This window comes from Streptomyces genisteinicus, assembly GCF_014489615.1.
In the GTDB taxonomy this organism is placed as follows: Bacteria; Actinomycetota; Actinomycetes; order Streptomycetales; family Streptomycetaceae; genus Streptomyces; species Streptomyces genisteinicus.
On the sequence record NZ_CP060825.1, the window covers coordinates 600,724 to 624,510 of the forward strand.

26 protein-coding genes and 1 riboswitch are annotated in these 23,787 nt (G+C 74.8%); of the genes, 15 read left to right on the forward strand and 11 right to left on the reverse strand.

What is annotated here, in order from left to right:
- Window positions 1-39 precede the first annotated feature (39 nt).
- Window positions 40-846, reverse strand: a complete 807-nt coding sequence (locus IAG43_RS02620) for a helix-turn-helix domain-containing protein (protein ID WP_187739124.1) — start codon at window positions 844-846, stop codon at window positions 40-42.
- A gap of 164 nt (window positions 847-1,010) precedes the next feature.
- Between IAG43_RS02620 and dhaK the strand changes: the two genes are divergently transcribed.
- From dhaK to IAG43_RS02665, 9 genes are all read left to right on the forward strand, one after another.
- Window positions 1,011-2,003: a dihydroxyacetone kinase subunit DhaK gene (gene dhaK / locus IAG43_RS02625; protein ID WP_246574042.1), complete on the forward strand. Its 993-nt coding sequence runs from the start codon at window positions 1,011-1,013 to the stop codon at window positions 2,001-2,003.
- 70 nt (window positions 2,004-2,073) lie between these two features.
- On the forward strand, window positions 2,074-2,688 hold the full coding sequence (gene dhaL / locus IAG43_RS02630) for a dihydroxyacetone kinase subunit DhaL (RefSeq protein ID WP_187739126.1): 615 nt from the start codon (window positions 2,074-2,076) through the stop codon (window positions 2,686-2,688).
- Window positions 2,685-3,098 (forward strand): PTS-dependent dihydroxyacetone kinase phosphotransferase subunit DhaM, encoded by a 414-nt coding sequence (locus tag IAG43_RS02635; RefSeq protein ID WP_187739127.1) that lies wholly within the window; start codon window positions 2,685-2,687, stop codon window positions 3,096-3,098. The genes dhaL and IAG43_RS02635 overlap by 4 nt, the downstream gene beginning before the upstream one ends.
- 48 nt (window positions 3,099-3,146) lie before the next feature.
- Window positions 3,147-3,371, forward strand: a riboswitch (cobalamin riboswitch).
- 29 nt (window positions 3,372-3,400) lie between these two features.
- A complete protein-coding gene (locus IAG43_RS02640; protein WP_187739128.1) occupies window positions 3,401-4,102 on the forward strand; it encodes an energy-coupling factor ABC transporter permease in 702 nt (233 codons plus the stop codon).
- Window positions 4,099-4,470, forward strand: coding sequence for an energy-coupling factor ABC transporter substrate-binding protein (locus tag IAG43_RS02645; RefSeq protein WP_187739129.1), 372 nt, complete (start codon window positions 4,099-4,101; stop codon window positions 4,468-4,470). Before IAG43_RS02640 ends, IAG43_RS02645 begins: the two co-directional genes overlap by 4 nt.
- A 6-nt stretch (window positions 4,471-4,476) precedes the next feature.
- Window positions 4,477-5,226, forward strand: coding sequence for a cobalt ECF transporter T component CbiQ (cbiQ, locus tag IAG43_RS02650; protein WP_187739130.1), 750 nt, complete (start codon window positions 4,477-4,479; stop codon window positions 5,224-5,226).
- Window positions 5,223-6,041 (forward strand): energy-coupling factor ABC transporter ATP-binding protein, encoded by an 819-nt coding sequence (locus IAG43_RS02655; protein WP_187739131.1) that lies wholly within the window; start codon window positions 5,223-5,225, stop codon window positions 6,039-6,041. The genes cbiQ and IAG43_RS02655 overlap by 4 nt, the downstream gene beginning before the upstream one ends.
- Window positions 6,042-7,266: 1,225 nt before the next feature.
- Complete coding sequence (locus IAG43_RS02660; RefSeq protein WP_187739132.1) at window positions 7,267-7,836, forward strand: hypothetical protein; 570 nt, start codon at window positions 7,267-7,269, stop codon at window positions 7,834-7,836.
- 16 nt (window positions 7,837-7,852) lie between these two features.
- Entirely contained in the window at window positions 7,853-8,476 is a 624-nt protein-coding gene (locus IAG43_RS02665) for a class F sortase (RefSeq protein ID WP_187739133.1), read from the forward strand.
- A 12-nt stretch (window positions 8,477-8,488) separates the two neighbouring features.
- Here the strand turns inward: IAG43_RS02665 and IAG43_RS02670 are convergent, their stop codons facing one another.
- Together IAG43_RS02670 and IAG43_RS02675 are read right to left on the reverse strand one after the other, a co-directional pair.
- Window positions 8,489-9,238, reverse strand: a complete 750-nt coding sequence (locus tag IAG43_RS02670; RefSeq protein ID WP_187739134.1) for a hypothetical protein — start codon at window positions 9,236-9,238, stop codon at window positions 8,489-8,491.
- A gap of 99 nt (window positions 9,239-9,337) precedes the next feature.
- Window positions 9,338-10,006 carry a class I SAM-dependent methyltransferase gene (locus tag IAG43_RS02675; protein ID WP_187739135.1) on the reverse strand — a complete coding sequence of 223 codons (669 nt, stop codon included), beginning with the start codon at window positions 10,004-10,006 and terminating at the stop codon, window positions 9,338-9,340.
- A gap of 104 nt (window positions 10,007-10,110) precedes the next feature.
- On the opposite strand from IAG43_RS02675, the gene IAG43_RS02680 reads away from it, so the two are divergent.
- Window positions 10,111-10,326, forward strand: coding sequence for a hypothetical protein (locus tag IAG43_RS02680; RefSeq protein ID WP_187739136.1), 216 nt, complete (start codon window positions 10,111-10,113; stop codon window positions 10,324-10,326).
- A 13-nt stretch (window positions 10,327-10,339) separates the two neighbouring features.
- On the opposite strand, the gene IAG43_RS02685 is transcribed toward IAG43_RS02680, so the two are convergent.
- Window positions 10,340-11,341 (reverse strand): alpha/beta fold hydrolase, encoded by a 1,002-nt coding sequence (locus IAG43_RS02685; RefSeq protein ID WP_187739137.1) that lies wholly within the window; start codon window positions 11,339-11,341, stop codon window positions 10,340-10,342.
- A 230-nt stretch (window positions 11,342-11,571) separates the two neighbouring features.
- Between IAG43_RS02685 and nagB the strand changes: the two genes are divergently transcribed.
- The 3 genes from nagB (at window position 11,572) to IAG43_RS02700 (ending at window position 14,129) form a co-directional block, all read left to right on the forward strand.
- On the forward strand, window positions 11,572-12,357 hold the full coding sequence (gene nagB, locus IAG43_RS02690) for a glucosamine-6-phosphate deaminase (RefSeq protein WP_187739138.1): 786 nt from the start codon (window positions 11,572-11,574) through the stop codon (window positions 12,355-12,357).
- Between the two features lie 524 nt (window positions 12,358-12,881).
- Complete coding sequence (locus tag IAG43_RS02695) at window positions 12,882-13,226, forward strand: hypothetical protein (RefSeq protein ID WP_187739139.1); 345 nt, start codon at window positions 12,882-12,884, stop codon at window positions 13,224-13,226.
- 27 nt (window positions 13,227-13,253) lie between these two features.
- Entirely contained in the window at window positions 13,254-14,129 is an 876-nt protein-coding gene (locus tag IAG43_RS02700) for a peptidoglycan-binding protein (protein WP_187739140.1), read from the forward strand.
- 68 nt (window positions 14,130-14,197) lie between these two features.
- On the opposite strand, the gene IAG43_RS02705 is transcribed toward IAG43_RS02700, so the two are convergent.
- The 6 genes from IAG43_RS02705 to IAG43_RS02730 form a co-directional block, all read right to left on the reverse strand.
- Window positions 14,198-14,410, reverse strand: coding sequence for a hypothetical protein (locus IAG43_RS02705; RefSeq protein ID WP_187739141.1), 213 nt, complete (start codon window positions 14,408-14,410; stop codon window positions 14,198-14,200).
- Window positions 14,411-14,491: 81 nt separating this feature from the next.
- Entirely contained in the window at window positions 14,492-15,850 is a 1,359-nt protein-coding gene (locus IAG43_RS02710) for a hypothetical protein (protein ID WP_187739142.1), read from the reverse strand.
- A complete protein-coding gene (locus tag IAG43_RS02715) occupies window positions 15,847-17,838 on the reverse strand; it encodes a hypothetical protein (RefSeq protein WP_187739143.1) in 1,992 nt (663 codons plus the stop codon). Before IAG43_RS02715 ends, IAG43_RS02710 begins: the two co-directional genes overlap by 4 nt.
- A 151-nt stretch (window positions 17,839-17,989) precedes the next feature.
- The gene (locus tag IAG43_RS02720) at window positions 17,990-19,384 is read right to left on the reverse strand and encodes an NADP-dependent succinic semialdehyde dehydrogenase (RefSeq protein ID WP_187739144.1); all 1,395 of its coding nucleotides are present in this window, start codon (window positions 19,382-19,384) and stop codon (window positions 17,990-17,992) included.
- A gap of 192 nt (window positions 19,385-19,576) precedes the next feature.
- Complete coding sequence (locus IAG43_RS02725) at window positions 19,577-19,963, reverse strand: hypothetical protein (protein ID WP_187739145.1); 387 nt, start codon at window positions 19,961-19,963, stop codon at window positions 19,577-19,579.
- 197 nt (window positions 19,964-20,160) lie between these two features.
- A complete protein-coding gene (locus IAG43_RS02730) occupies window positions 20,161-20,826 on the reverse strand; it encodes a DUF6629 family protein (RefSeq protein ID WP_187739146.1) in 666 nt (221 codons plus the stop codon).
- Window positions 20,827-21,510: 684 nt separating this feature from the next.
- Between IAG43_RS02730 and IAG43_RS02735 the strand changes: the two genes are divergently transcribed.
- On the forward strand, window positions 21,511-22,425 hold the full coding sequence (locus tag IAG43_RS02735; RefSeq protein WP_187739147.1) for a S1 family peptidase: 915 nt from the start codon (window positions 21,511-21,513) through the stop codon (window positions 22,423-22,425).
- Between the two features lie 188 nt (window positions 22,426-22,613).
- Window positions 22,614-22,847: a hypothetical protein gene (locus IAG43_RS02740; RefSeq protein ID WP_187739148.1), complete on the forward strand. Its 234-nt coding sequence runs from the start codon at window positions 22,614-22,616 to the stop codon at window positions 22,845-22,847.
- Window positions 22,848-23,194: 347 nt separating this feature from the next.
- On the opposite strand, the gene IAG43_RS02745 is transcribed toward IAG43_RS02740, so the two are convergent.
- Window positions 23,195-23,701 carry an ATP-binding protein gene (locus IAG43_RS02745; RefSeq protein ID WP_187739149.1) on the reverse strand — a complete coding sequence of 169 codons (507 nt, stop codon included), beginning with the start codon at window positions 23,699-23,701 and terminating at the stop codon, window positions 23,195-23,197.
- Between the last annotated feature and the right edge of the window lie 86 nt (window positions 23,702-23,787).

Below are 23,787 nucleotides of genomic sequence, written 5' to 3' on the forward strand. Positions count from 1 at the left end.
TGCGGCAGGCAGCCGCCGCCTGACTCCCCGCCGGCCGCGTCACGGCCGGTCCCGGCCGGCTCTGACCGCACGCGGGGAGGCGCCCAGCTCCCTGCGGCACGCCTTGTTGAACGCCTGGAGGTCGGCGACCCCGACCGCGGCCGCGACGGCCGACACCGGCAGCGTCGACTCGCGGAGCAGATGGCGCGCCCGCTCCATGCGGCGGCGCCGGATGTGGGCGACCACGGTGCCGCCCGTCTCGGCCCGGAACAGCCGGATGAGGTGGTTGTGGGAGACTCCCGCGGCGGCCGCCACCGCGGGCACCGTCAGCGGCTCCGCGATACGCGACTCGATGTACGCGACGGCCGCCGCGAACGCGGGGTGCGGGCCGCCCGGCGCGCCCCGGGACTCGGCGAGCAGCGCCACCCGCCACAGCGCGGCCCACACGTCGGAGGCCGCCCGCCCCGGCCGGCCGGACCCGGCGGCGGCGTGCCGCAGCAGGTCGCCCAGCACGGGCAGCAGCGCGCCGCAGTCCTGCACGACGGGCACGCGCACCGGCTGCCCGGTGCCCGGCAGCGCGAAGTGGGCGTACAGGTGCTCCGACCGCCCCCGGTAGCGGTAGCGCACCAGTGCCCCGGGCGGCACCAGGCTCACCCGGCCGGGACGGATGCCGAACCGCTCGCCGTCGACGTCGAGTTCGCCGTGGTACGCGTACAGGTGCAGCTGCCACAGTTCAGGCAGCCGGAACACGTCGTGCAGCGCGGTGGTGCCGTGCACCCCGGTGCCGATGCTCGCGACCCTCGGCGGCAGGTCCAGCCGGAGCTCGGCCGTGCGGGGGTCCGGCGGGGAGGCGGGGACGGTCGGCACGGTGAGAACGTACCAGCGGGCCCTGACACCGGACGGGTGCCCGTCCCTCCTCCGCGGCGCCCGGGGAGGAGGCGGTCCCCGCGGCACGCGCGGGACACGTCGTTCCGCGATCGGACCGCGGCGCCGATACTGAGGGGTGTCGCCCGCCGCACCGAGGAGGACCGTTGAAGATGCTCATCAATGTGCCGGAGACCGTCGTGGCGGACGCGCTGCGCGGAATGGCCGCGGCACACCCCGAACTGACCGTCGACGTCGAGCGCCGGGTCGTCGTCCGGGGCGACGCGCCCGTCGCCGGGAAGGTCGCGCTGGTCTCCGGCGGCGGTTCGGGGCACGAACCGCTGCACTGCGGGTTCGTGGGCCCCGGAATGCTGGACGCGGCCTGTCCCGGCGAGGTGTTCACCAGCCCGGTGCCGGACCAGATGGTGCGCGCGGCGGCCGCCGTCGACAGCGGTGAGGGGGTGCTGTTCGTCGTCAAGAACTACACCGGCGACGTGCTCAACTTCCGCATGGCGCAGGAGCTCGCCGAGGACGAGGGCGTACGGCTCGCCACCGTCCTCGTCGACGACGACGTCGCGGTGTCCGACAGCCTCCACACCGCAGGACGGCGGGGCACCGGGGCGACCCTGTTCGTGGAGAAGATCGCGGGCGCCGCGGCGGAGGAGGGCGCCCCGCTGGAGCGGGTGGAGTCGCTGGCCCGTCAGGTCGTCGGGAGCTGCCGCAGCTTCGGGGTCGCCCTCGGCGCCTGCAGCACCCCGGCCAAGGGCGGACCGACCTTCGACCTGCCCCCGGGCGAACTGGAACTCGGCATCGGCATCCACGGCGAACCCGGACGCGAGCGCCGCCCCATGATGACGTCCGGCGAGATCGCGGACTTCGCCGTCGGGGCCGTCCTGGAGGATCTGCGGCCGTCGGGGCCCGTCATCGCCCTCGTCAACGGGATGGGCGGCACTCCCCTGCTCGAACTGTACGGCTTCGGCGCGGAGGTCCACCGGGTGCTGTCCGAGCGCGGGGTGCCGGTGGTCCGCACGCTGGTGGGCAACTACGTCACCTCCCTCGACATGGCCGGGTGCTCGGTGACCCTGTGCCGGGCGGACGAGGAGCTGCTCCGGCTGTGGGACGCCCCGGTACGGACGCCGGGCCTGCGCTGGGGCCGCTGAGACCGCCACGGCCACGCGGCCGGGCACGGCCCGCCCGCCACTGACGACGCGACGCGACAAGGGAGTTCCTGTGCTCGACACCGCCTTCTTCCTCAGCTGGCTGACGCTCGCCGCCGAGGCCGTGGACCGGGAGGCCGGCCGGCTCACCGAGCTGGACTCGGCCATCGGCGACGCGGACCACGGCAGCAACCTGCGGCGGGGCTTCGCCGCCGTCCGCGCGGCACTGGACGCGGAACCGCCCGCTACGCCCGGCGCCGTGCTCGTCCTCGCCGGACGGCAGCTGATCTCCTCCGTCGGCGGCGCGTCGGGGCCGCTGTACGGGACGCTGCTGCGCCGCACCGGCAAAGCGCTCGGGGACGCGCCCGAGGTCTCCCCCGGGGAGTTCGCCGAGGCGCTGCGGGCCGGCGTCGCGGCCGTCGCCGAGCTGGGCGGGGCGACGGCGGGCGACAAGACCATGCTGGACGCCCTGGAGCCCGCGGCGGCCGCGCTCGCCGGCACCACGGACTCCTTCGCCGCCGCACGGACGGCGGCCGAGGAGGGCGCACGGGCGACCGTCCCGCTCCAGGCGCGCAAGGGCCGCGCCAGCTACCTCGGCGAACGCAGCATCGGGCACCGGGATCCGGGGGCGGCGTCGTCGGCCCTGCTGCTCGCGGCCCTCGCGCAGGCCGCGGAGGACCGGGCGTGAGCGCCGGGGACGCCCCGGTCGGCATCGTGCTCGTCTCGCACAGCGCCGGCGTCGCCGAGTCGGTGGCCGGACTCGCCCGCGGACTGGCCGGCAGCGGCGCGCTCGCCCCGGTCGCGGCCGCCGGCGGCGCCCCGGGCGGCGGCCTCGGCACGGACGCCGAACTGATCGCCGCGGCCGCCTCCCACGTGGACCGGGGCGCCGGCGTGGCGGTCCTCGCCGACCTCGGCAGCGCCGTGCTCACCGTGAAGGCCCTGCTCGCCGAGGACGGCGAACTGCCCGCCGGGACCCGGCTGCTGGACGCCCCGTTCGTCGAGGGCGCGGTCGCCGCGGTGGTCACGGCCTCCGCCGGCGGGGACCTCGACGCCGTGGCGGCGGCGGCACAGGAGGCGTACGGCTACCGGAAGGTGTGAGGCGCCGCACGCCACCGGGAGCGGCTTGTGAGCGCCCTGGTCGGAGGACTACTGTCACGGGGCCTTGGTGTTCGGGAAACCGGTGCGGAACCGGTGCGGCCCTCGCCACTGTGATCGGAATGTCCGGCTCCACCTCCCCTCCGGGGGAAGCCACTGGGACCCGCGGGAGACCGCGGCGCCTGGGAAGGCGGAGCCGGGTGCGACGTGTGCACGGAAGACCTCCGGACAGCGACGCCCGTCAGCCAGGAGACCGGCCAGGGTGCGTTGTCCATCCACGAGGTGCTGGAGAGGGTTTCCCGACCATGCATATAGCCGAGGGGTATCTGCCCCCGCTGCACGCCGTCGCCTGGGGCGCGGCCTCTGCCCCGTTCGTCGTCCACGGCGTACGCGCCCTGACCCGCGAGGTCAAGGCCCATCCCGAATCCACCCTGCTGCTCGGCGCCTCCGGCGCCTTCACGTTCGTCCTGTCGGCACTGAAGATCCCTTCCGTGACGGGCAGCTGCTCCCACCCCACCGGCACCGGACTGGGGGCGATCCTCTTCCGACCCCCGGTGATGGCGGTGCTCGGCACCATCACCCTCCTGTTCCAGGCCCTGCTCCTGGCGCACGGCGGCCTCACCACCCTCGGGGCGAACGTCTTCTCCATGGCGGTCGTCGGCCCCTGGGCCGGCTACGCCGTCTACCGGCTGGTGCGCCTCAGCGGCGCCCCCCTGATGGTCTCCGTGTTCTTCGCCGCGTTCACGGCCGACCTCGTCACCTACTGCGTGACCAGCGTCCAGCTCGCGCTCGCCTTCCCCGACCCCGGCAGCGGATTCCTCGGCGCGCTCGCCAAGTTCGGCGGCATCTTCGCCGTGACGCAGATCCCGCTGGCGGTCAGCGAAGGACTGCTGACGGTGCTCGTGATGCGTCTGCTCGTCCGGTCCAGCAAGGGTGAACTGACCCGCCTGGGCGTCCTGGTGACCGGTGGCGCCCGTGGCGCCCAGAAGGAGGCCGAGGTCCGATGAGCCGCAACGCGAAGATCAACACACTGCTGGTCCTGATCGTGGTCGCCCTGGCCGTCCTCCCGCTGGCTCTCGGGCTCGGCGACCACAAGGAGGAGCCCTTCGCGGGCGCCGACGCACAGGCCGAGACGGCGATCACCGAACTGGAGCCCGACTACGAGCCCTGGTTCTCGCCCCTGTACGAACCGCCCTCCGGCGAAGTGGAGTCCGCGCTGTTCGCCCTCCAGGCCGCACTCGGCGCGGGCGTCCTCGCGTACTACTTCGGCCTGCACAGGGGACGCCGCCAGGCAGAGGCCCGCGCGGCGGACGCCGCCGACGGGTCCGCGGGAACCGGCACCACCTCCGGCGGTGCCACGACGGCCGCTCCCTGACCGGGGGTGCTGCCGATCGACGCGGCGGCGCACAGCAGTCGCTGGCGCCGCCGCCACCCCGTGGAGAAGGCCGTGCTCGGACTCGGCCTGACGATCACGGCCGTGTGCCTCCCGCCGTGGCCGGGCGCCGTGCTGGTCGCCTCGGCGACCCTCGCCGTACTGCTCGGCCCGGCCGGAGTCGCCCCCCGCCGGCTGTGGCGGGCGTTCCGCATCCCGCTCGGCTTCTGCGTGACCGGCGCGGTGCCCCTGCTGTTCGCCGTGGGCGGGCCGGGCGGCGCCGTGTCCCTCGCACCCGGCGGCCCCGTCCACGCCGGGCAGTTGCTGCTCCGCACGTCGGCGGCCTCCCTCGGGGTGCTGCTGTTCGCGTTCACCACCCCCGTGTCGGACGTCCTGCCGCGGCTGGTGCGCGCCGGCGTGCCCGCCCCCGTCGTCGACGTCGCCCTGGTGATGTACCGGATCAGCTTCCTCCTGCTGGACTCCGTCGCCCGCGTCCGCCAGGCACAGGCCGCCCGGCTCGGCGCGACCAGCCGCGCCGCGGCCTGGCGATCGCTGGCCGGGCTCGGGGCGACCGCGTTCGTCCGGGCCTTCGACCGGGCGGCACGCCTCCACACGGGCCTCGCCGGACGCGGCTACGACGGCACGCTGCGGGTGCTCGTGCCCCGGTCGAAGATCTCCCGGCCGTTCCTCTGCGGCGTCGCGGGCCTGCTCACCGCGCTGGTGCTGCTCACCCTCGTCCTCGAAAGGCACGTCCTGTGATCGTCCGGCTCGTCGACGCCCGTTACGCCTACGAAGAGGGCCCGGTGGTCCTCGACAGGGTCGGGCTCGCCCTCGCCGAGGGCCGCGCCACGGCGCTCCTCGGACGCAACGGAAGCGGCAAGACCACCCTGCTGCGACTGCTCAGCGGCGGCCTCCGCCCCGCCTCGGGGCAACTCCTCCTGGAGGGCGAGCCGGTGACGTACGACCGGGCCGGGCTCACCCGCCTCCGTACGACGGTGCAGCTCGTGGTGCAGGACCCGGACGACCAGCTCTTCGCGGCGTCCGTCGCGCAGGACGTGTCCTTCGGGCCGATGAACCTCGGACTGCCGGAGGAGGAGGTCCGCGCGCGGGTCGGCGAGGCGCTGGCCGCCATGGACATCGAGAACCTGCGCGACCGGCCCACGCACCTGCTCTCCTACGGGCAGCGCAAACGCGCGGCGATCGCAGGGGCGGTGGCGATGCGTCCGCGCGTGCTCGTCCTGGACGAGCCCACCGCGGGGCTCGACCCGCACGGCCAGGAGCGGCTGCTGGAGGTCCTCGGCGAGCTGCGGCGGTCGGGGACGACGGTGGTCATGGCCACCCACGACGTGGACCTCGCCCTGCGCTGGGCGGACGACGCGGTCGTCCTCGCGCCGGGGGGGCTCCGGACGGGGCCCGTCGCGGAACTCCTCACCGACCAGCCGCTCCTGGACGCGGCCCGCCTCCGCCGGCCCTGGGGAACCGCGGTCGCCCAGCTCCTGTCCGCCCACGGCCTCCTCCCTCCGGGCACGGCGGCCCCGCGCACAGCAGAGGATCTCCTCCGGTTCCTGCGGTGAGCCCCCCGGTGGGGGGGCGGTTTCCGCGGGGGTGTGGGTTCCGCTCGTGTGCGGGTGCGGGTGTGTGGGTGGCGCACCCACGCTGCGCGCGGGGTGTCCTTGCCGGACGGGGTGGTTCGGTGCGGGTGTGTGGGTGGCGCACCCCCGCTGCGCGCGGGTTGTCCTCAGACGCCGGACAGGCTTTGTTGCCCGGTCGGGCATGTTTGTTCTGTGCAGGCGGGGGTGGTGCACCCCCGCTCCGCGCGGGTGTCCTCAAACGCCGGACAGGCTTGAGTTGCCCGAACTGGGTCCGCACCGCAGGACAAAAGTTGCGGGTCCCTCCGGAGGCTAGAGCGCCCGCTCGCCCCAATATGACTCTCCCTAGCTCGACGACCGTCGGGCGCTTACGCCTCCTGCGCGCCCCGTGTCCGCGGCGAACGCACCGGCCGGACGGGGGGAGGGAGCATTTCCGACTGCCGGTGAGGGGTGGTACAGGGTGGCCGTCCGCCGCCGGGGACGCGGGATCAGGGCCTCGGAGACGATACTGGCGAGAACCGAGCAAAGGGTGTGTGCATCCCCAGCCCGCCCGGGAAGGACACCTCGCCCGCAGCGGAGGTGGGAAAGCCAGCCGTCCGACGATTGAGGGTCACGGCCCCAGGCCATGCCGCGACCACCCACGCAAACAGCACACACAGCAAGAGATGCTCACGACCACCGGGCCCGCGGACGAAGAAACAGCCCCCACACCGGCGGGCCGGTACGTTCAGCGCGGACACGGGGCGCGCAGGAGGCGTAAGCGGCCGACGGTCGTCCAGTTGGGGCGGGTCAAGTCTGGGGCGAGCGGGCGCTCTAGCCTCCGGAGGGACCCGCAACTCCCACTCCACGCACCGGACCAGCGCCGTGCAACCCAAGCCCGTCCGGCGCTTGAGGACACCCGCGCGCAGCGGGGGTGCACCACCCCCACCCGCACAAAAGGCGCAAGCCCAACCCCGCACCCAAGCCCGTCCGGCGCCTGAGGACAACCCGCGCGCAGCGTGGGTGCGCCACCCACACACCCGCACCCAAACGTGCACCCGCACCCGCGGAAACCGCCCCCGAACCGCACCGCCCCCCAGGGGCGGCCCCCACCGGCCCCCTTGGAGTGGCAGGCCCCACGGGCCGCACCTAGCGTCGTTGCCGTCGGGGTGCGCTGTCGCCTCCGTGGAACCGCTCCGCGGCTGCGCGCCTCGGGAACCGGAGACGCCCCATGCACCCACGGCTCGCCCTCCTGTGGCTTCTCGGCCCGGCGCTGATCGCCGGTGCGGCTCCGGCGTACGCGGAACCGTCCGGCGACGTCACCTCGTTCGCGTACAGCGTCTCCCCCGCCGCCGTCGCCCCGGGCGGCACGGTCTCCCTCACCGCCACCGAGTGCGCGTCCGCGACCGTCACCGTCACCGCGCCGGTGTTCGACACGGTGACGCTGAGCGGTGGGAAGCCGGGGCGCGCCGAGCTGTACCAGGACGCCGAGCCGGGGGCCGAGTACGAGGTCGTCTTCGAGTGCGAGGGCGAGACGGGGCGGGCGAAGCTGACGGTCTCCGCGTCGGGCGGGCACCCTCACTCCCCCACGCCGAGGCCCGACCGGAGCGCGCACTCGCCGGTTCCGCACGAGTGGCCGTCGGCGGGCGTGAAGCCGGGCGGCGGGGTCAAGGCGGGTACCGGCGGCAGCTTCTTCGACGCCGGGCCGGCCCAGCTCGTCGCGGGCGGTGCGGTGATCGCCGCCGGTCTGGCGGGAGCGGTCCTGCTCGTGGTGCGCCGGCGTTCCGGCGGCCGGGCCTGAGGCGGGGAGGGCCGCCGTGTCGGGCACGGGACGCGGTGCGTGGTTCACCGTCCTGTGCGTGCTGCTGTTCGGCGTGTTCCTCGTGCGCAACGGCGCCGCCTCCCTGCCGGCCGGCGGTCCGCCCCAGCCCGTCGCGGCCGCCGCGCAGGCGGACCGCCCGGCCGGGCGGACGCCCGCCGCGCTGCCGCACGCGGCGCCCAGCCGGATCGTGATCGCCTCGGCCGGCGTCGACGCGCCGGTCGTCTCCGTCGGTCTCGACGCCGACGGGTGGGTCGCTGCTCCCCCGCCGGACCGGCCCCGGCTGACCGGCTGGTACCGGGGTGCCGTCTCCCCCGGCGAGCGGGGGACCGCCGTCGTCGTCGGCCATGTCGACACCGACGCAGGTCCCGCGGTGTTCTACCCGCTGGGCGCGCTGGGGCCCGGCACCCGGGTGGAGGTGGAGCGGACGGACGGCAGGACCGCCGTGTTCGCGCTGTACGCCGTGGAGGTGTTCCCGCAGCGGGGTTTTCCGGCCGAGGCCGTCTACGCGGACGGTCCCGCGCCGGAGATCCGGCTGATCACCTGTGGTGGCGCGTACTCCGCGCGGGACGGCTACCAGGGCAACGTGGTCGCCTCGGGGCGGCTGGTCGCGGTGCGCTGAGCGCCGGGGGTGTCAGACGGCGGGGTCGGGTGTGCGCATCAGGCGCAGGAAGGCGCGCAGGCCGGTGATGATGTCCTCGTTGTCCGACAGGCGGTTCACGGTCGTCTCGAACTCCCGTCCCAGCGCGGTGATCCTGCGGTCGGTGTCGTCGGCGCGCGCGACCGTGGACATCCCCAGCGCGTCGGCGGTGCGCCGCAGTTCGGCGAGTGCCCGGTACTGCTCCTCGGCCTTCTCCTCCAGGAGACTCAGGCCGGTGGTGAGCCGGTCCACCCGCGAGCGGAGTTCGACGACGTCGTCGCGCGGGTGGGTGACGTCCTTCAGCAGTACGCCGAGCCGCCGGCGCAGGGAGGCGAACCAGGCGCCCGCGGGACGGAAGGCCGTGCTCACCAGGAAGATCCCGCCGAACCAGTAGCCGCTCGCCCCGCCGGTCGCCGCCGTGACCGCGACGACGAGGGCGGCCGTCAGCAGGTGTCCCGCGATCGCCGCACGGAGCATCACCCGGGCGATGCGGGCCGCTTCGGCGTCGCGTTCCCCGGGTACGGTCAGCCCTTTGCGGCGGCTGACGCCGATCTCGGCGAGCACGGCGTGCGCCCGGAAGTACAGGTTCCAGGGCACGGTCAGCAGCAGGAGCAGCCAGACGAGCCCGACGACGCCCGCGGCCGCGCCGAGCACCGTGCCCGGCGGGGCGCCCGCCGCGTAGGCCGCGGCCAGCGCCCCGGCCACCAGCGCGGCCGCGAGCGCGACCCCCAGCACCTTTCCCATACGGTCCTCCCCCGGCCCGGTCGTGCTCTCATCGTCGCGGCCGGGGCGGCCGGAGGCATGAGTACGGCTACTCACCCGGGCCGGGGGCGCGACGGCGGGTCAGGCGGGGCGTTCGGCCATGACGACGACGCCCGGTCCGGTGTGCTCGTCCGCGGGGAGGCGGAGTTCGGCGACCGGGCGCAGGCCGGCCTGTTCGATCAGGCCGGTGAGCTGTTCCGGCCGCCACTTGTGCGTGGTCCAGCGGACGGGCACGCCGCCGTACGCCTCGGTGCGCCGGAAGTCCTCGTCGCCGACGTGTGTGGCGGTGATGAGGTGCCCGCCCGGCACGAGGGCGCGTGCGAACAGGGCGAGTACCTGGGGCAGCACGGCGCGGGGAAGGTTGAACAGCGACCACCATCCGAGGACGCCGCCCAGGGATGCCTCCTCGAGGTCGAGTTCGGTGGCGGACGCGACGCTGAAGCGGCAGTGCGGGTAGAGGCGGCGGGCGTGCTCGATCATGCGGGGGGAGAGGTCGACGCCGGACACGTCGAGGCCGCGTTCGGCGAGGTAGCCGGTCACCGTGCCCGGTCCGCAGCCGACGTCGAGGACGGGCCCGCGTCCGCTCACGGAGTCGGCGAAGGCGTCGACCGACGCCTTGAGCCAGGGGTGGGTGCGGATGTCGCCCATGCCCGTCGTCCGCACCATGTGGACGTAGTTGTCGGCCACCCTGTCGTAGGACTCGCGGACGTCGTCGAGATCCGCCGGGCGGTCGATGTGGTGTGCGCGCATCGGGCCACGATAGGCCGGGGGCCGTGCCCGCGCCGAGGCCTGTCGCGGCTTCGGGGCGGGGGCGTCCGGCGGGCCTTGTCACAGGCGGCTGGCAGACTGGGCGCATGTCTGCTCCGCGCCGCCTGTGCCCCGTGTGCCACCGCCGGATCGCCGTGGTCGCGGGACGGTGGGCACGGCACGATCCGGCCGATGCCCGTTCCGGGTCCGAGCTGGTGTCGTGTCCGGGCTCCCGTCTCCTCGCGCCGCTCGATCCCGCGCTCCAGCCGTCGCTCGACGGCAGTGTGCTGCCGGTGCTTCCGGGCCAGTTGGCGTTGTTCTGAGGGCGCGGGGGCGTCAGGTGGCGCTGCGTTCGCTCGCGTCCTTCAGCCCGCCTCCGGTGTCGTTGCCGGATCTGCGGAGCAGTTCGCGCCAGCGCTCGCCGTCCCACTCTGCGGCGGGCGTGCCGGAGACGAAGTCCTCGATCAGGGCGAGGAAGCGGGCCGGGTCGGTGTGGAAGGGGAAGTGCCCGGCGTCCTCGAAGATCTCCAGGCGGCTGCCGGGCATGGCGAGGTGTGCGGTGTGGGCCTGGTCGGCGGGGACCACGCCGTCGTGTGCGCCCCAGACGAGCATCACGGGCATGCCCTCGGTCAGGTAGCAGCGGTCGAGCATGGTCACCACCTGTCCGCGCCAGTCGACGACGGCCCGCAGGGTCCGGATGAAGGCGCTGCGGGCGGTGGCGTCGGGCAGGGCGTCGACGAGGCCGAGGAGTTCGGGCGCGTCGCGGCCGAGTCCGGTGTCCAGGGCGCGCAGCAGGGCGGTGCACAGGCGCGCGGACAGCCGCATGCCGGGCAGTCGGAGGGCGGACAGCAGGAGGTCGGCGCCGGGGAGCGACACGGCGCGCAGCACGGGGTTGACCGCGCGGCCCACTCCCCCGGTGCCGACGAGCACCAGGCGGTCGGTGCGTTCGGGGAACTGGTAGGCGAACTGCATGGCGACGCCGCCGCCGAGGGAGTGGCCGACGAGGGTCACCCGGTCGATGCCGAGGACGCCCAGCAGGTCGCGCATGCCGTTGGCGTAGGCGGCGACGGAGTAGTCGGCGCGGGGCCGGTCGGAGGCGCCGTGGCCGAGCAGGTCGGGGGCGATCACGGTGTGCCGGCGGGCGAGCGAGGGGATGAGGTCGGCCCAGGTGGCGGAGGAGTCGCCGATGCCGTGGATGAGGAGGATCGCCGGTCCCTCGCCGGCGATCCGGTAGGCCCTGCGGTAGCCGTGGACGGTGCGGTGGTGGAGTCGCACGTCGGCCGCGGTGACCGGCCGCAGCCGGGGCTGCCGGGTCTGCGTGGTCCGGGGCGGGAGCATCGGCGGCCTCCTGCCGGTGTGGGCGCGACGGCTTCCGGCCGCCGCATGGTCCGAGCGTAGAACCTCCGTCGCACGGCGGGTTTCCGGCAGGTTTCACCCCGGGTACATGTGCCCGGCGCGGGCGCGAAGAACGTATTTCCTGTGTTCGGGGGCGGTCTCGGGCGGGACAGATGGCCTCACCGTTGATAGATTGGTCTACACCACTGAGCGCATCAGAGACAGGGATCTTCGTGGAAGTTGTCATCGTTCCGGACTCCGCCGCGGGTGGCGAGCTGATCGCCGAAGCCATGGCCGGCCTGCTGCGACAGAAGCCCGACGCCCTGCTCGGCGTCGCGACGGGGTCGACGCCGCTGCCCGTGTACGAGGCCCTCGCGGCGAAGGTCCGGGCCGGGGAGGCGGACACGTCGCGGGCGCGCGTCTGCCAGCTCGACGAGTACGTCGGCCTCCCGGCGGGCCACCCGGAGTCCTACCGCTCCGTGGTGCTGCGCGAGGTCGTCGAACCGCTCGGGCTGAGCGAGTCGGCGTTCCTGGGCCCCGACGGCACGGCCGAGGACGTGGCGGCGGCCTGCCTCGCCTACGACCGGGCGCTGGCCGAGGCCGGCGGTGTCGATCTCCAGCTGCTCGGCATCGGCACGGACGGGCACATCGGCTTCAACGAGCCCTGCTCCTCGCTCGCCTCCCGCACCCGCATCAAGACGCTCACCGAGCAGACCCGCGTCGACAACGCCCGGTTCTTCGACGGCGACATCGGCCAGGTCCCCCATCACGTGATCACCCAGGGCATCGGCACCATCCTGGAAGCCCGCCACCTGGTGCTGCTGGCGACCGGCGAGGCGAAGGCGGACGCGGTCGCCCTCGCGGTGGAGGGCCCGCTCTCCGCCCTGGTGCCCGCGTCGGCGCTCCAGCTGCACCCCCATGCCACGGTGGTCGTCGACGAGGCCGCCGCCTCCAGCCTGAAGCTGGCCGACTACTTCCGCGCGACGTACGCGGCGAAGCCCTCCTGGCAGGGCATCTGAGCAGCGCGCCCGCCACGCGGGGAGCGGGCGGTGGCCGGTGACGGCCGCCGCCCGCTTCCGCGTTCCCCGGCGGACCGCGCGGTTCCCGCCGCCGCGGCGTCCGGCCCGACCGCGCGACCGGCTCCGGAACAGGGCGCACCGCGTGCCAGGGCACCCCGCGAAGGGATCGGTGACGTTCCCGGTGGACGCCCTGGACGGCACCTGGGCGGAGGTGGCCGTGCCCGGCGGGCCGCGAAGCTCGACGGCGACCGGGTCGAGTGCACCGGCACCGCGTACACGAGCCGCCGTGAACCGCTGCCACTGCTGCGCGTCGAGGAGCTCGACCTGCCGGGCGGGTGGGACTCCTGGTACGGCTGTCCCGGGAGTCCCACCCGTCGGTGGGGCGGTGCCCGGAGCCCCATCCGTGATGACCGGGCTGGGACCACCGGCCCGCGGCGGCGCGCGGACGGGGCGCGGCGCCGGCGCGCGGTGGCGCGCCGCGGATCGAGGAGGGTGCCTGGATCCCGCTGGAGGACGGGGTGTTCGTGTACGTCGAGAGCGGCGGGACGCACCGGCCGGGCGACTTCCGGACGGTCGCCGTGCGTACCGCGACGGGTGACGTGGAGTGCCCCGCCGACCCGGCACGGCGGCCGCTGCTGGTGCCGCCGCACGGCGTCGAGGTGCGTCACGCCCGCCGGCACGGGCGCTCGGCGGCCGGTCTGCGCCCGGCGTTCGCGCCGTCGGCCGCCCCGCTGCCGGCGGCGGACGACGAGGCCCTGGCGGCCGAGGCGGGAGCGGAGGAGGAGGCCGTCGCCGCCGAACGGGCCGCGAAGGCCGGTTCACCGGGCCCGGATAACGGGCAAAACGATCAGGGACGGTCCGAGAGCTGACGGTTCGGCCCGGGAAGGAGCACCACCATGGCAACGCCGCTGTCCGCGGACAGATTACTGAAAGCACTGCGCGACGAAGGCCTGCGCGTCGTCGAGCACCGGAGCTGGCGCACCCACAACCGCAACCACAAGGGACCCTGGGGCCCGGTGAACGGCGTGATGATCCATCACACCGTCACCTCGGGCACATCGGGCTCCGTCGAACTCTGCTACAACGGGCACTCCAGCCTGCCCGGACCGCTGTGCCACGGCGTGATCGCCAAGGACGGCACCGTCTACCTCGTCGGCAACGGCCGGGCCAACCACGCCGGTCTCGGAGACGACGACGTGCTCCGCGCCGTCGTCAACGAGACCGCGCTGCCGGCGGACAACGAGGCCAACACGGACGGGAACCGGTACTTCTACGGTTTCGAGTGCGTCAACCTCGGCGACGGCAACGACCCTTGGCCGGCCGCCCAGCTGGAGGCGATCGAGAAGGCGTCCGCCGCGATCTGCCGGGCGCACGGCTGGTCGCAGCGCTCGGTGATCGGGCACAAGGAGTGGCAGCCGGGCAAGGTCGACCCGCGCGGCTTCACGATGGACGCGATGCGCGAACGGATCCGGCAGCGCCTGGGCGGCAGCCCCGACGGCCCGCCGGCGCCGCCGCCCGCGCCGCGGTACGAGCCGTTCCCGGGCGCCGCGTTCTTCCAGGTGGGCCGGAGCAGCGCGATCGTCACGGCGATGGGCAGGCGGCTGGTGGCCGAGGGCTGCGGCCGGTACCAGGTGGGGCCGGGCCCCTCCTGGTCGGAGGCCGACCGCGCGTCGTACGCGGCGTGGCAGCGCAAGCTGGGGTACTCGGGCTCGGACGCGGACGGCATCCCGGGCAAGACCAGCTGGGACAGGCTGAAGGTGCCGAACGTCTGACCGCGGCGCACCGGTCCGGGCCGCCCCCCTGCGGGGGAACGGCCCGGACCGGTGCGCGCGGGTCGCGTTCAGCGCCGGTGCGAGGCCGCCAGCCACTCCAGCGCCCAGGGTTCCAGGTCGAGCACCGCGCGCTCCACGAGTGCGCCCAGCTCGCGGTGCGTCCAGGCGTCGCCGTGCTCGGCGCGCAGCCCCTCGCACAGCCGCAGCAGCCGCCTGACGGTGGCCACGGACAGGCCGTACTCGTCGGCGGTCTGCTCGATGGCCCGCTCCACGGTGCTCATGTCCGGTCAACGACCGGGTGCGGAAGGGGACACCGGCGTGCCGGGGTCACGGGTGCGGCCCGCCCGTGCGCGCCGCGCACCCTACGTCCGGCTCGCGGTGCAGTCGGCGGGCGTGGGCCTGCCCGTGGGCCAGGCGAGACCGACGAAGCGGATGCGGCCGGGTGCGTCCGGCGACAGTTCGACGACCGAGACGGCCTTGTTGTAGGGGTTGCCGTAGTTGTCGAGGCAGATCCAGCCGCTGGCGCCCTCGACCTTGCCCATGCCGTGGAGCCGGAGCCAGGCGTCGCGGATGCGGTCCAGGGTGGGGACGACGGGGTCGCTGTCGTCGCGCATGCGGATGGCGGTGAACGCGGTGAGGCCCGCGTCGTAGAAGGTGATGGTCCGGGAGTCGGTGAGCTCGACCTCGCCGATGTCGCCGGCCTCCTTGCCCGTGGCCAGTCCGGCGAGGGTCCGGTAGGCGGCGGCGGAGCCGCCGGTGGCGGGGGCGTCCGGCGCGGTCCACGCGTCGGGGTGGGCGACGGCCGCGTACTGGAGGGTGACGCCCTTGCGGAAGGCGTCCCAGTCGAGGAGGTCGTCGGAGGAGAGGGTGGACGCTCCGGAGCCGGTGATGACGGTGTACTTCTTCTCCGTGCAGCCCCGGTTGCCGAGTTCGTTCACGAACTGCCGGAGCTGGACGGGGCGTCCGGCGAAGTAGACGACCCGGGCCGGCGAGGTGCAGATGGTGTCGACCATCTGGTCGAAGGCGTTCGCGGTGGTGCCCTCCTCGTGGAACTCGTCGGGGGCGCGGAACTGCTCGGGGGCCCTGGGCGATCCGGCGGTCCGTTCGGCGAAGGCCCGCTTGAGGGCGTCGACGACGGGGATGCCGCGCTCCCGGGTGAGGTAGCCGATCGCGGCCTGGGTGGTCGCGGTGGAGACGTCGAAGCCGATGACGGCCCGCAGGTTGTCCCTGTCCGACTCGGACATGTCGCCGAGCTGCTCGGCGACGGCGCGCCAGTGGTCGTGGTTGCGGCCGGGGTTGGCGAGCAGCAGGCGTATCGCGGGCTTCTTGCTGTTGGAGTCGTGGTTGGCGCGGTACTGGGCGAGATAGGCGCCCTGGACCTCGTGCAGGGTCTTCTCCTGCTCGAAGGGCTGGGTCGCGGTCATGGGCAGCATCACGGCGACGGAGACATGGGGTTCGTCGCGGATGCGGTCGTTCTCGGCCTTGATGCGGGCGCTGACGGCGGCCAGGTTGTCGGCGAACACGAATCCGCCGTCGGTGACCCCGGTGCACTCCTCGCGGCCCTCGGGGCCGCGTTCCTCGATGCCCTCGCCGCAGGAGGGGTCCGGGCCGAACACGGCGAACGCGATCCAGGCGGCGCCGCCCAGCACGACGAGCGCGCCGAGGAGCGCGACCGCCTTGGTGAGCGGGCCGCCGGGGAGTCTGCGGAGGAACGACGTCATGACGGGACTCCTTCCGGGACGGGCAGGTCGGGTGCCTGGACGCCGGCGCGCAGCCGGGCCGGCCAGGCGGTGGACGCCTCCAGGTACGCGGCGTGCGCGGCCCGGTTGCCGTACAGCGTCTCCAGCGCGATGCGGACGGTGGTGAGTTCGTCCTCGCGGGGGGCGAGGGTGAGCGGGTCGGACAGGCGCCACAGCAGGGGGACGAGGCTGGCGACGGCCTCGTGCCGCACACCGTGCCGGTCGCTGCCGCAGGCGGTGCAGGACAGGGCCGGTGCGCAGGGCGGCGGTTCGTAGCCCTGGCGGGGGCGGGGTGCCGAGCAGACGGTGTTGAGGGTGGCGAGCCACCTGGCGGGGGCGGCCGCGGTGAAGCGGTGGTGCAGCGCGCAGACGACCTCCTCGGTGCGTCCGAGCGCCAGGGTGTGGTGCAGGTAGCTGTCGCCCCGCGGATCGCACAGGGAGCGCAGCCGCAGGTGTGTGTCGCGCCAGCGTTCGTGGGGTGTGGTGGCGGCGAAGCGGTGGCGCAGGACCATGTCGAGGGCGCGGTCGCCGTCGAGGCAGGAGGCGCGGCGGTAGTCGTCGGCCTCGCGGACCCGTGCGGCGACGAGGTCCTGCGAGTGGTCCTCGGGGTGCGCGAAGGTCCACAGGCCGCGGCGGGTGGCGGGGTCCGCGGCGGCGGACAGCAGCACCAGCCGGTCCCGGACCACCGGGTCGGGCAGCAGCTTGGCGAGCAGGTCCGGGGCGGCCTCGTCGAGGAGGCCGGCGGTGTCCGGGCCGCCGCCGGTCTCCCTGACCCTCCGGACGGCGGTGTCGGCGAGCGTGCGGGCGCCGGCGGCGCGGCCGCCGCTGTAGCGGGCGAGGAGCCGGGGCAGGTGGTCGGGGTAGTCGACGGGGCTGAGCATCTCCGCGATGTGGGAGCCCTCCACCGCCGGGATGCCCAGCACGAGCGGCCCGTCCCCGGGGGCGCCCGCGGCGGACGCCTCCGTGAGCGGCGGGTGGTTGTCGCCGCGCCCGAGCAGGGTGGCGAGGACCACGGGCCGGGTGACGGGACCGGTGCGGGGGGCCCGGCCGCGTTCCAGCAGGCCGAGGAAGGCGCGGCCGGTGGCGGTGTGGGCGTTGTCGATCAGGAGCAGCGGCCTCGGTTTCCTGTTGAGGCGGCGCAGGCGGCCGTAGTTGGCGTCGATGTCGTCGAGGAGGGCGGCGACCAGGTGCTCCTCGGCGGTCCTGCGCCGTTCGTCGAGCCGCCGGAAGACGCGGACGAACTGGAACAGGCGCTGGAGCGAGTCCCCCTGGTAGCCCTGGGAGCCGTGGAGCCGCTCGCCCCACCAGGCGAGGGCGCCCCGGTCGGGTTCGCCGCGCAGCAGCTGCTGGCGGGCGGCGTCGAGGACGATGCCGGCGAGGGCGTCGAGGCCGGGTACGGCGGAGAGCACCTGCGGCAGGTTGGCGGTCACCAGGTCGAACCAGCGGCCGAGGCTTTCGCGGCGGCGGCGCAGGTCGGGGTCCTCGGCGGTGACGAGGGTGCGCAGGTCCGCCTCGGCCCGGCGCAGGTCCGCGGGCCGTACGTCGCGCTCGCCGGCGTTCGCCGGGCGCCAGGCGGTGACCACCAGCAGTCCCAGGGAGAGCCGGGGGAAGGCGAGCGCCTTGCCGAAGTGCTTCACGTCCAGGCCGAGCCGGTAGGCCAGCACGTAGAGCAGCTGGGTGATGCGGGAGGCGTTGGGGGCCGTCTCGTCGGCGAGGTCGGCGACCGACGGTTCGCCGAACCCGGGGGCGTCGAGGTCGACGCGGGCGAGCGGGACGCGCCCGATGTACGCGTCGTGGACCGCGTCGATCAGGGCGGTGCGGCCGCTGCCGCGCCCGCCGACGATCTCGACGACCGGTGCGCCCGCCGGGAAGGCGAGGGGAACCTGGTAGTTGCCGGTGTGATGGAGCCCCACGAGCCGGGGCACGAACTCCTCGTGCAGTGTGTGCTGGCCGTGCAGTCTCCCGCCCATTCCGCTCCCCCGTCTCCGGCAGGGCGAGTTCAACTCGCCCTGCACGGAGGGAACTTACCCGAGCCGGAGGCGGCTCAACGGGGGTTGTGCGGGCCTGTTCCCGACGGTGCCGAACTGTGACCCTGCGGGATGCGGGCGGGCCCGGCGGTCCTCAGGCGTCGCCGTGCCAGAGGGTGGTGACGTTGCAGAACTCGCGGATGCCGTGGCCCGAGAGTTCCCGGCCGTAGCCGGACCGCTTGACGCCGCCGAAGGGGAGGGCGGGATGGGAGGCGGTCATGCCGTTGAAGAACACCCCGCCGGCCTCGATGTCCCGCGCGAACAGCTCCTGTTCGGCCCGGTCGCGGGTCCAGGCGTTGGAACTCAGTCCGAAGGGCGTGTCGTTGGCGGCGGCGACGGCCTCCTGCGCGTCGGCGACCCGGTAGAGGGTGGCGACCGGGCCGAAGGCCTCCTCGTGGTGGATGCGCATGTCCCGGGTGATCCCGGTGAGCACCGTGGGCTCGTAGTACCAGCCCCGGTCGAGCCCCGGGGGCCGCCGTCCGCCGCAGACGGCGTCGGCTCCGCGGCCGACGGCGTCGTCGACGAGCTCCTCCAGGTCGGCCCGGCCCTGCTCGGTGGCGAGCGGCCCTACGTCGGTCGCCTCGTCCTTGGGGTCGCCGACGGTGAGCTCCCGCATGGCCGCGGCGAACCGGTCGCGGAAGGCGTCGTGGACGTCCTCGTGGACGATGAAGCGCTTGGCCGCGATGCAGGACTGCCCGTTGTTCTGGACGCGGGCGGTGACCGCGGTGGCGACCGCCCGGTCGAGGTCGGCGGAGGGCATCACCACGAAGGGGTCGCTGCCGCCGAGTTCCAGGACCGTCTTCTTGATCACGTCGCCGGCGACCGCCGCCACGGCGCGGCCCGCCGGTTCGCTGCCCGTGAGCGTGGCGGCGGCGACCCGCGGGTCGCGCAGTACGCCCTCGACGGCGCCGGAGCCGATCAGCAGGGTCTGGAAGCAGCCCTGCGGGTATCCGGCGCGGCGGAACAGGTCCTCCAGGTAGAGGGCGGTCTGCGGCACGTTGGACGCGTGCTTGAGGAGACCGGTGTTGCCGGCCATCAGCGCGGGGGCCGCGAAGCGGACGACCTGCCACAGCGGGAAGTTCCACGGCATGACGGCGAGGACGACGCCGAGCGGGCGGTACCGGACGACGGCCCGGGTCGCGCCGGAGTCGTGCACGTCGGCCCCGTCGGGGTGCTCGTCGGCGAGGAGGCCGGCGGCGTGCTGGGCGTACCAGCGCATGGCCTTGGCGCATTTGGCCGCCTCCGCGCGGGCGGCCGTGACCGGCTTGCCCATCTCGGTGGTCATGGTGCGCGCGATCGTGTCGCGGTCCTCGTCCAACAGGTCGGCCGCGCGTTCGAGCAGCGCGGCCCGCTCCTCGAACGGGGTGAGGCGGTGGTGGGTGAAGGCGGCGGCCGCGGCGGCGATCCGCCGCTCCACGTCGCCGTCGTCGAGGGCGTCGAAGGTCCTGAGCGTCTCGCCCGTGGCGGGGTCGACGGTGGCGATGGGCATGGCGGCTCTCCTGTGGTGGCTCGGTCCGGGCCTGTGGTGGGCCCGGTCCGGCGGCCCGCGCGGCGGCCGGCGCCGGATGCGGGGCGCGGGTGCGGGTGCGGGACGGGGACGTGCGGCGCGGGCGCCGGCCGCGCCGGGCGGGGTGCCGCCGGGGCCCCGGGGCCCCGCGGCTGCGCGGGCCCGGGGGCGGTCTCAGAAGCGCTCGGTGGGGATGCCGCTGGTCAGCCGCAGCTGCACGTCCTTCTCCTGGTCGCCCGCCGCCGTGCCCTCCCGCAGGACGGCGAAGCTCGCGTCGAGGGTCTCGGTCATCCGGTCGACCGCCCAGTAGCCGCCCTGGAGCTCGGCCGTCACGGGCGCCGCGAGGGTGACCGGCTCCGGGCCGGCCAGTGGATGGGACACGTCGAACGTCGTGGTCCAGACGGTGTCATGACCCTCGGTGGTGTCCTGCGGCGTCTCGTGCGCGGCCCGGTCGGAGGTGTACGAGCGGGCGAGTGCGCGGAAGACGGTGTCCGCGTCCTCCCGGGAGCAGCCGGTGAGTGTCACGACCACCGACTCCTCGTGCTCCTGTGCTGTGTTCACCGTGGTTCGCCTTCCGTTTCCGTGCGTCCTCGCCGTCGCCCGTTCCGGCGGTCCGTTGCCGGCGTCCGCGTGGCACGGGCTTGTCCCTCCCAGCCTCACCCGGCGGGCCTGCCGGTGCGACCGGGCCGGGCGGCGACGCTCTGCGGGTACCACCGATGGGCGCGCTCATGCCCGCCGCGGCTGTCCGGAGCCCGCGCTCAGGTGTTCGCGCCGGGACCGGCGGGCGCGGGAGGCCGGCCGGCCGGGAGGACCGGCCGCCGGCTCCAGGCCAGCAGGGTGAGGGAGGCGACGGCCGCGACCGCGCACCAGGTGGAGACGAAGGCGGTCCGCCAGAGCAGGGCGCTCACCAGGGCCCCGGCGCCCGCGAGCAGACCGAGCAGCCGCAGCCGGCCGTCGCCGGCCAGGAGCAGCGAGCCGACGGTGGCGAGCAGGTAGCCGCCCAGCAGCACGGCCGGGAAGGGGACGCCGATCCCGTAGCCCACGGTGTGCTCGCGGATGTCGGCGGTGACGGTGCCGGTCGCGAGCGCGTGCGCGAGGACCGCGGCGGTGACCGTTCCGGCCGCGGCGGGGACCGCGAGGCGGGCCCGCTCGCGGGGCTGTGCGGCGAGCAGGACGCCGAACGGGATCCAGAGGGCGAGCAGCGGCAGCGCGATCACCGCCCAGGCCGTGGTCCAGGGCCCGCTGCCGCCGCCGCGGTGCCAGATCACCGCCTCCACGATCTGATGGGCGCCGAGCAGCAGGGGGAGGGCGGCGAGCGGCAGTTCCCGCGGACGGCCCCTGAGCAGGGTGCAGGCGGTGGAGGCGAGACCGGCTGCGGCGATCACCGTGCCGGCCGCGAGGTCGGCCGTAGCACTCCAGCACATGTGGTCACGGTACGACGGTCGGGATCCGGACACCGGGGAGCGCCGGGCGAACGGGCGCGATCGCGGCATTTGGCTCCCAGGCGGGCCCGGGTGACGGCGCGCCGGGCGCCGCGGCGCGGTCGTCCGCAGGGCGGCGGGGGCCGTGGGAGCGCGCTCACGGGAGCGGGCACGGTGTGTGCGGACGCCACGGCCGGGTCCGGCGGGTGCGCCGGTCCGCGGGGGCGGGCGGGACGCACCGGGGATCCGCCGCCGGGAAGATCCCCGACGGGCCGTTGCGGAACCTCTCGTTCCTGATCAACCCGCCGACCGCCCGTCCCTCCTCGATCCGGGCCGAGGCCCGGGCGGGACCGGAATGACCCGTTCCCCAGCCGCCGAACTGACGGTCAATCAGCAAACGACCCGTTGCTTTTGCTCTCTCTTTGCTTTGCGCCGCCCCGCCCCCGACGCCCCCGCAAGTCGCCCCGCGCAGCGCTCCGCGGTGACACGTGACCCGGCGGAGATCGGGTGGACGCGCGTAGCGCGGCCGAAAGGCGATCTTGTGGCTCTCCGGCCCGGCCCCCAGGATTCCTGGTGTCGCGATTGACAGGCACATGACCGGCTCCGACCCCTTGCGCCGGCCGCCCGTCTCTTGCGATCCCACGGGCCCGCCCACCCAACGGGCCCCGATCCCCCACGGAGGATGCAGTGAAGATCAAGCGCTTGTCCCCCCTCGGTGGCACGACCAGAGGCGCCCGGCTGATCGCCGTCGCCTCCGCTCTCGTGGCCGCCTCCGCGCTTGCAGCCCCCTCGGCCATGGCCGAGGCCGCCCCCGCGAAGGCCACCGTCGCCCAGCTCGCCCAGGCGGGTGAGGCGGTGCTCGACGCCGACGTGGCGGGCACCGCCTGGTACACCGACCAGGCCACCGGCAAGGTCGTCGTCACGGTGGACTCGACCGTCTCCGCCGCCGAGATCGCGACGATCAAGAAGGAGGCCGGCGACCGCGCGGGCGACCTCACGATCAAGCGGACCGAAGGCACCTTCGACAAGCTCATCGCCGGCGGCCAGGCGATCTACGCGGGCGGCGGACGCTGCTCGCTCGGCTTCAACGTCCGCAGCGGCAGCACGTACTACGCCCTGACCGCCGGTCACTGCACCGAGATCGGCAGCACCTGGTACACCAACTCCGCGAACACCACGGTTCTCGGCAGCCGCGCCGGGACGAGCTTCCCCACCAACGACTACGGCCTGATCCGCCACTCCAACGCCTCGGCCGCCGACGGCCGGGTGTACCTCTACAACGGCAGCTACCGCGACATCACCACGGCCGGCAACGCCCGCGTCGGCCAGTCGGTGCAGCGCAGCGGCTCCACGACCGGCCTGCACGGCGGCACCGTGACCGGCCTCAACGCGACCGTCAACTACGGCGGCGGCGACATCGTCTACGGCATGATCCAGACCAACGTCTGCGCCGAGCCCGGCGACAGCGGCGGCCCACTGTTCTCCGGCACCACCGCGCTGGGCCTGACCTCGGGCGGCAGCGGCAACTGCTCCTCCGGCGGCACCACGTTCTTCCAGCCCGTCACCGAGGCGCTCAGCGCCTACGGCGTCAGCGTCTTCTAGCAGGCCGCGCCCCCGGGCGCGCCCACAAGCCGCGCGGTACGGCGGCCCGCCCCTCGGGGCGGGCCGCCGTTCCCGTTCCCGTTCCCTTCCCCCTCCCGGCTCCCGGCTCCCGGCTCCCGGCTCCCGCGCACTGTCAGTGGCGCGCGAGATGCTTGACGGTCCGACACCTTCACGAGGGGAAGAGCGAGATGAACGCATCGGAACGCGCCGCCGTGCAGGCGTACCTGCGCCTGCTCCAGACCGCCAGGGCCGTGCTCGCCGACCCGCCGTCCGCGCCCCGGGCACTGCCGCTGCTCTCGGTGCCGATGGCCGAGGCGGACGCCGCTCTCGGCGCCGCCGGACTCACGGGCAACGAGGCGGACTTCTTCCGCCTGGTGGCCGGTCTGCACCCTGCCGAGCGCCCCGACAGGAGCGCGGCATGAGCAGGGCCGGACCCGGCGGGAGCGCGGCGTGAGCAGGCCCGGACCCGGGAGAGGTGCGGCATGAGCAGGGCCGGGCCCGGCGGGAGCACGGCGTGAGCAGGCCCGGACCCGGCAGAGGTGCGACGTGACCGGCGCCGGGCAGGCGGGGGCGGGTCCCGAGGAGACCGGCGGGCCTTCCGCGTCGCACTCCGTGCACCGCTCAGCGCCCCGTGCACCGCTCCCCGCTCAGCGCTCCGTGCACAGCGGCGAAGGCGCCGCCGGCGTCCCGGGCGGGACGCCGACGGCGCCGGGCGGAGCGGAGGGACGACCGAGGGCCCGGGGCTCCAGGGGCCGGTGCGGGCCCGGGGTCAGTGCACGGGCACCAGCCTGCGGGCGGCGTCGACGGCCGGGTCCACGGCCGCCGGCAGCGGCCGGAACTCGACGGCGGGCCGCCTCGGGGCCCGCAGGCCGCGTCCGATGGACTCGGACTCCTTCACCCGCCTGCTGAACCACACCACCTTGCCGTCGTCGGTGCCGCAGGTGCCCCAACTGTCGCTCAGCCTCGCGACCTTGGCGAGACCGCCGCGGCGGGGCGCGGAGGTGTGCACCGGAGGCAGCCTGCGGTCGCGGTCCGCGACGGACGCGGTGAGCCGGCTGCCGTTCCAGCGCAGCTCGACGACGCAGGTCGTGTCACCGTCGACGTGGCGGACGACGTTGCCGACGAGTTCGTCCAGGGCGCCGCAGACCGGGGCGACCTGGGAGGCGAGATTCCAGTGGCGCAGGTGCGCGGCGACGATGCGCCGGATCTGCGGCACGCGTTCAGGGGTGGCGGGCACTTCGATGCTGTAGTGACACGCGGAAACCGGGACGTTCATGACCGTGGCTCCTCACCGCGACGGCCCTTCATTCGTGGATGGTCCCCGAGTACGAAGAGTGAGCACTTGTCGCTTCTGGGTCACCA

Coding starts and splice junctions, on each gene's coding strand:
- IAG43_RS02705 (WP_187739141.1), bottom strand. CDS start 14,410: ATGAGCACCGTGGAGCGGGCCATCGAGCAGACCGCCGACGAGTACGGC.
- IAG43_RS02715 (WP_187739143.1), bottom strand. CDS start 17,838: ATGGGCGGGAGACTGCACGGCCAGCACACACTGCACGAGGAGTTCGTG.
- IAG43_RS02640 (WP_187739128.1), top strand. CDS start 3,401: ATGCATATAGCCGAGGGGTATCTGCCCCCGCTGCACGCCGTCGCCTGG.
- IAG43_RS02720 (WP_187739144.1), bottom strand. CDS start 19,384: ATGCCCATCGCCACCGTCGACCCCGCCACGGGCGAGACGCTCAGGACC.
- IAG43_RS02670 (WP_187739134.1), bottom strand. CDS start 9,238: ATGGGAAAGGTGCTGGGGGTCGCGCTCGCGGCCGCGCTGGTGGCCGGG.
- IAG43_RS02660 (WP_187739132.1), top strand. CDS start 7,267: ATGCACCCACGGCTCGCCCTCCTGTGGCTTCTCGGCCCGGCGCTGATC.
- IAG43_RS02710 (WP_187739142.1), bottom strand. CDS start 15,850: ATGACGTCGTTCCTCCGCAGACTCCCCGGCGGCCCGCTCACCAAGGCG.
- IAG43_RS02730 (WP_187739146.1), bottom strand. CDS start 20,826: ATGTGCTGGAGTGCTACGGCCGACCTCGCGGCCGGCACGGTGATCGCC.
- IAG43_RS02745 (WP_187739149.1), bottom strand. CDS start 23,701: ATGAACGTCCCGGTTTCCGCGTGTCACTACAGCATCGAAGTGCCCGCC.
- IAG43_RS02685 (WP_187739137.1), bottom strand. CDS start 11,341: ATGCTCCCGCCCCGGACCACGCAGACCCGGCAGCCCCGGCTGCGGCCG.
- IAG43_RS02680 (WP_187739136.1), top strand. CDS start 10,111: ATGTCTGCTCCGCGCCGCCTGTGCCCCGTGTGCCACCGCCGGATCGCC.
- IAG43_RS02675 (WP_187739135.1), bottom strand. CDS start 10,006: ATGCGCGCACACCACATCGACCGCCCGGCGGATCTCGACGACGTCCGC.
- IAG43_RS02645 (WP_187739129.1), top strand. CDS start 4,099: ATGAGCCGCAACGCGAAGATCAACACACTGCTGGTCCTGATCGTGGTC.
- IAG43_RS02740 (WP_187739148.1), top strand. CDS start 22,614: ATGAACGCATCGGAACGCGCCGCCGTGCAGGCGTACCTGCGCCTGCTC.
- IAG43_RS02700 (WP_187739140.1), top strand. CDS start 13,254: ATGGCAACGCCGCTGTCCGCGGACAGATTACTGAAAGCACTGCGCGAC.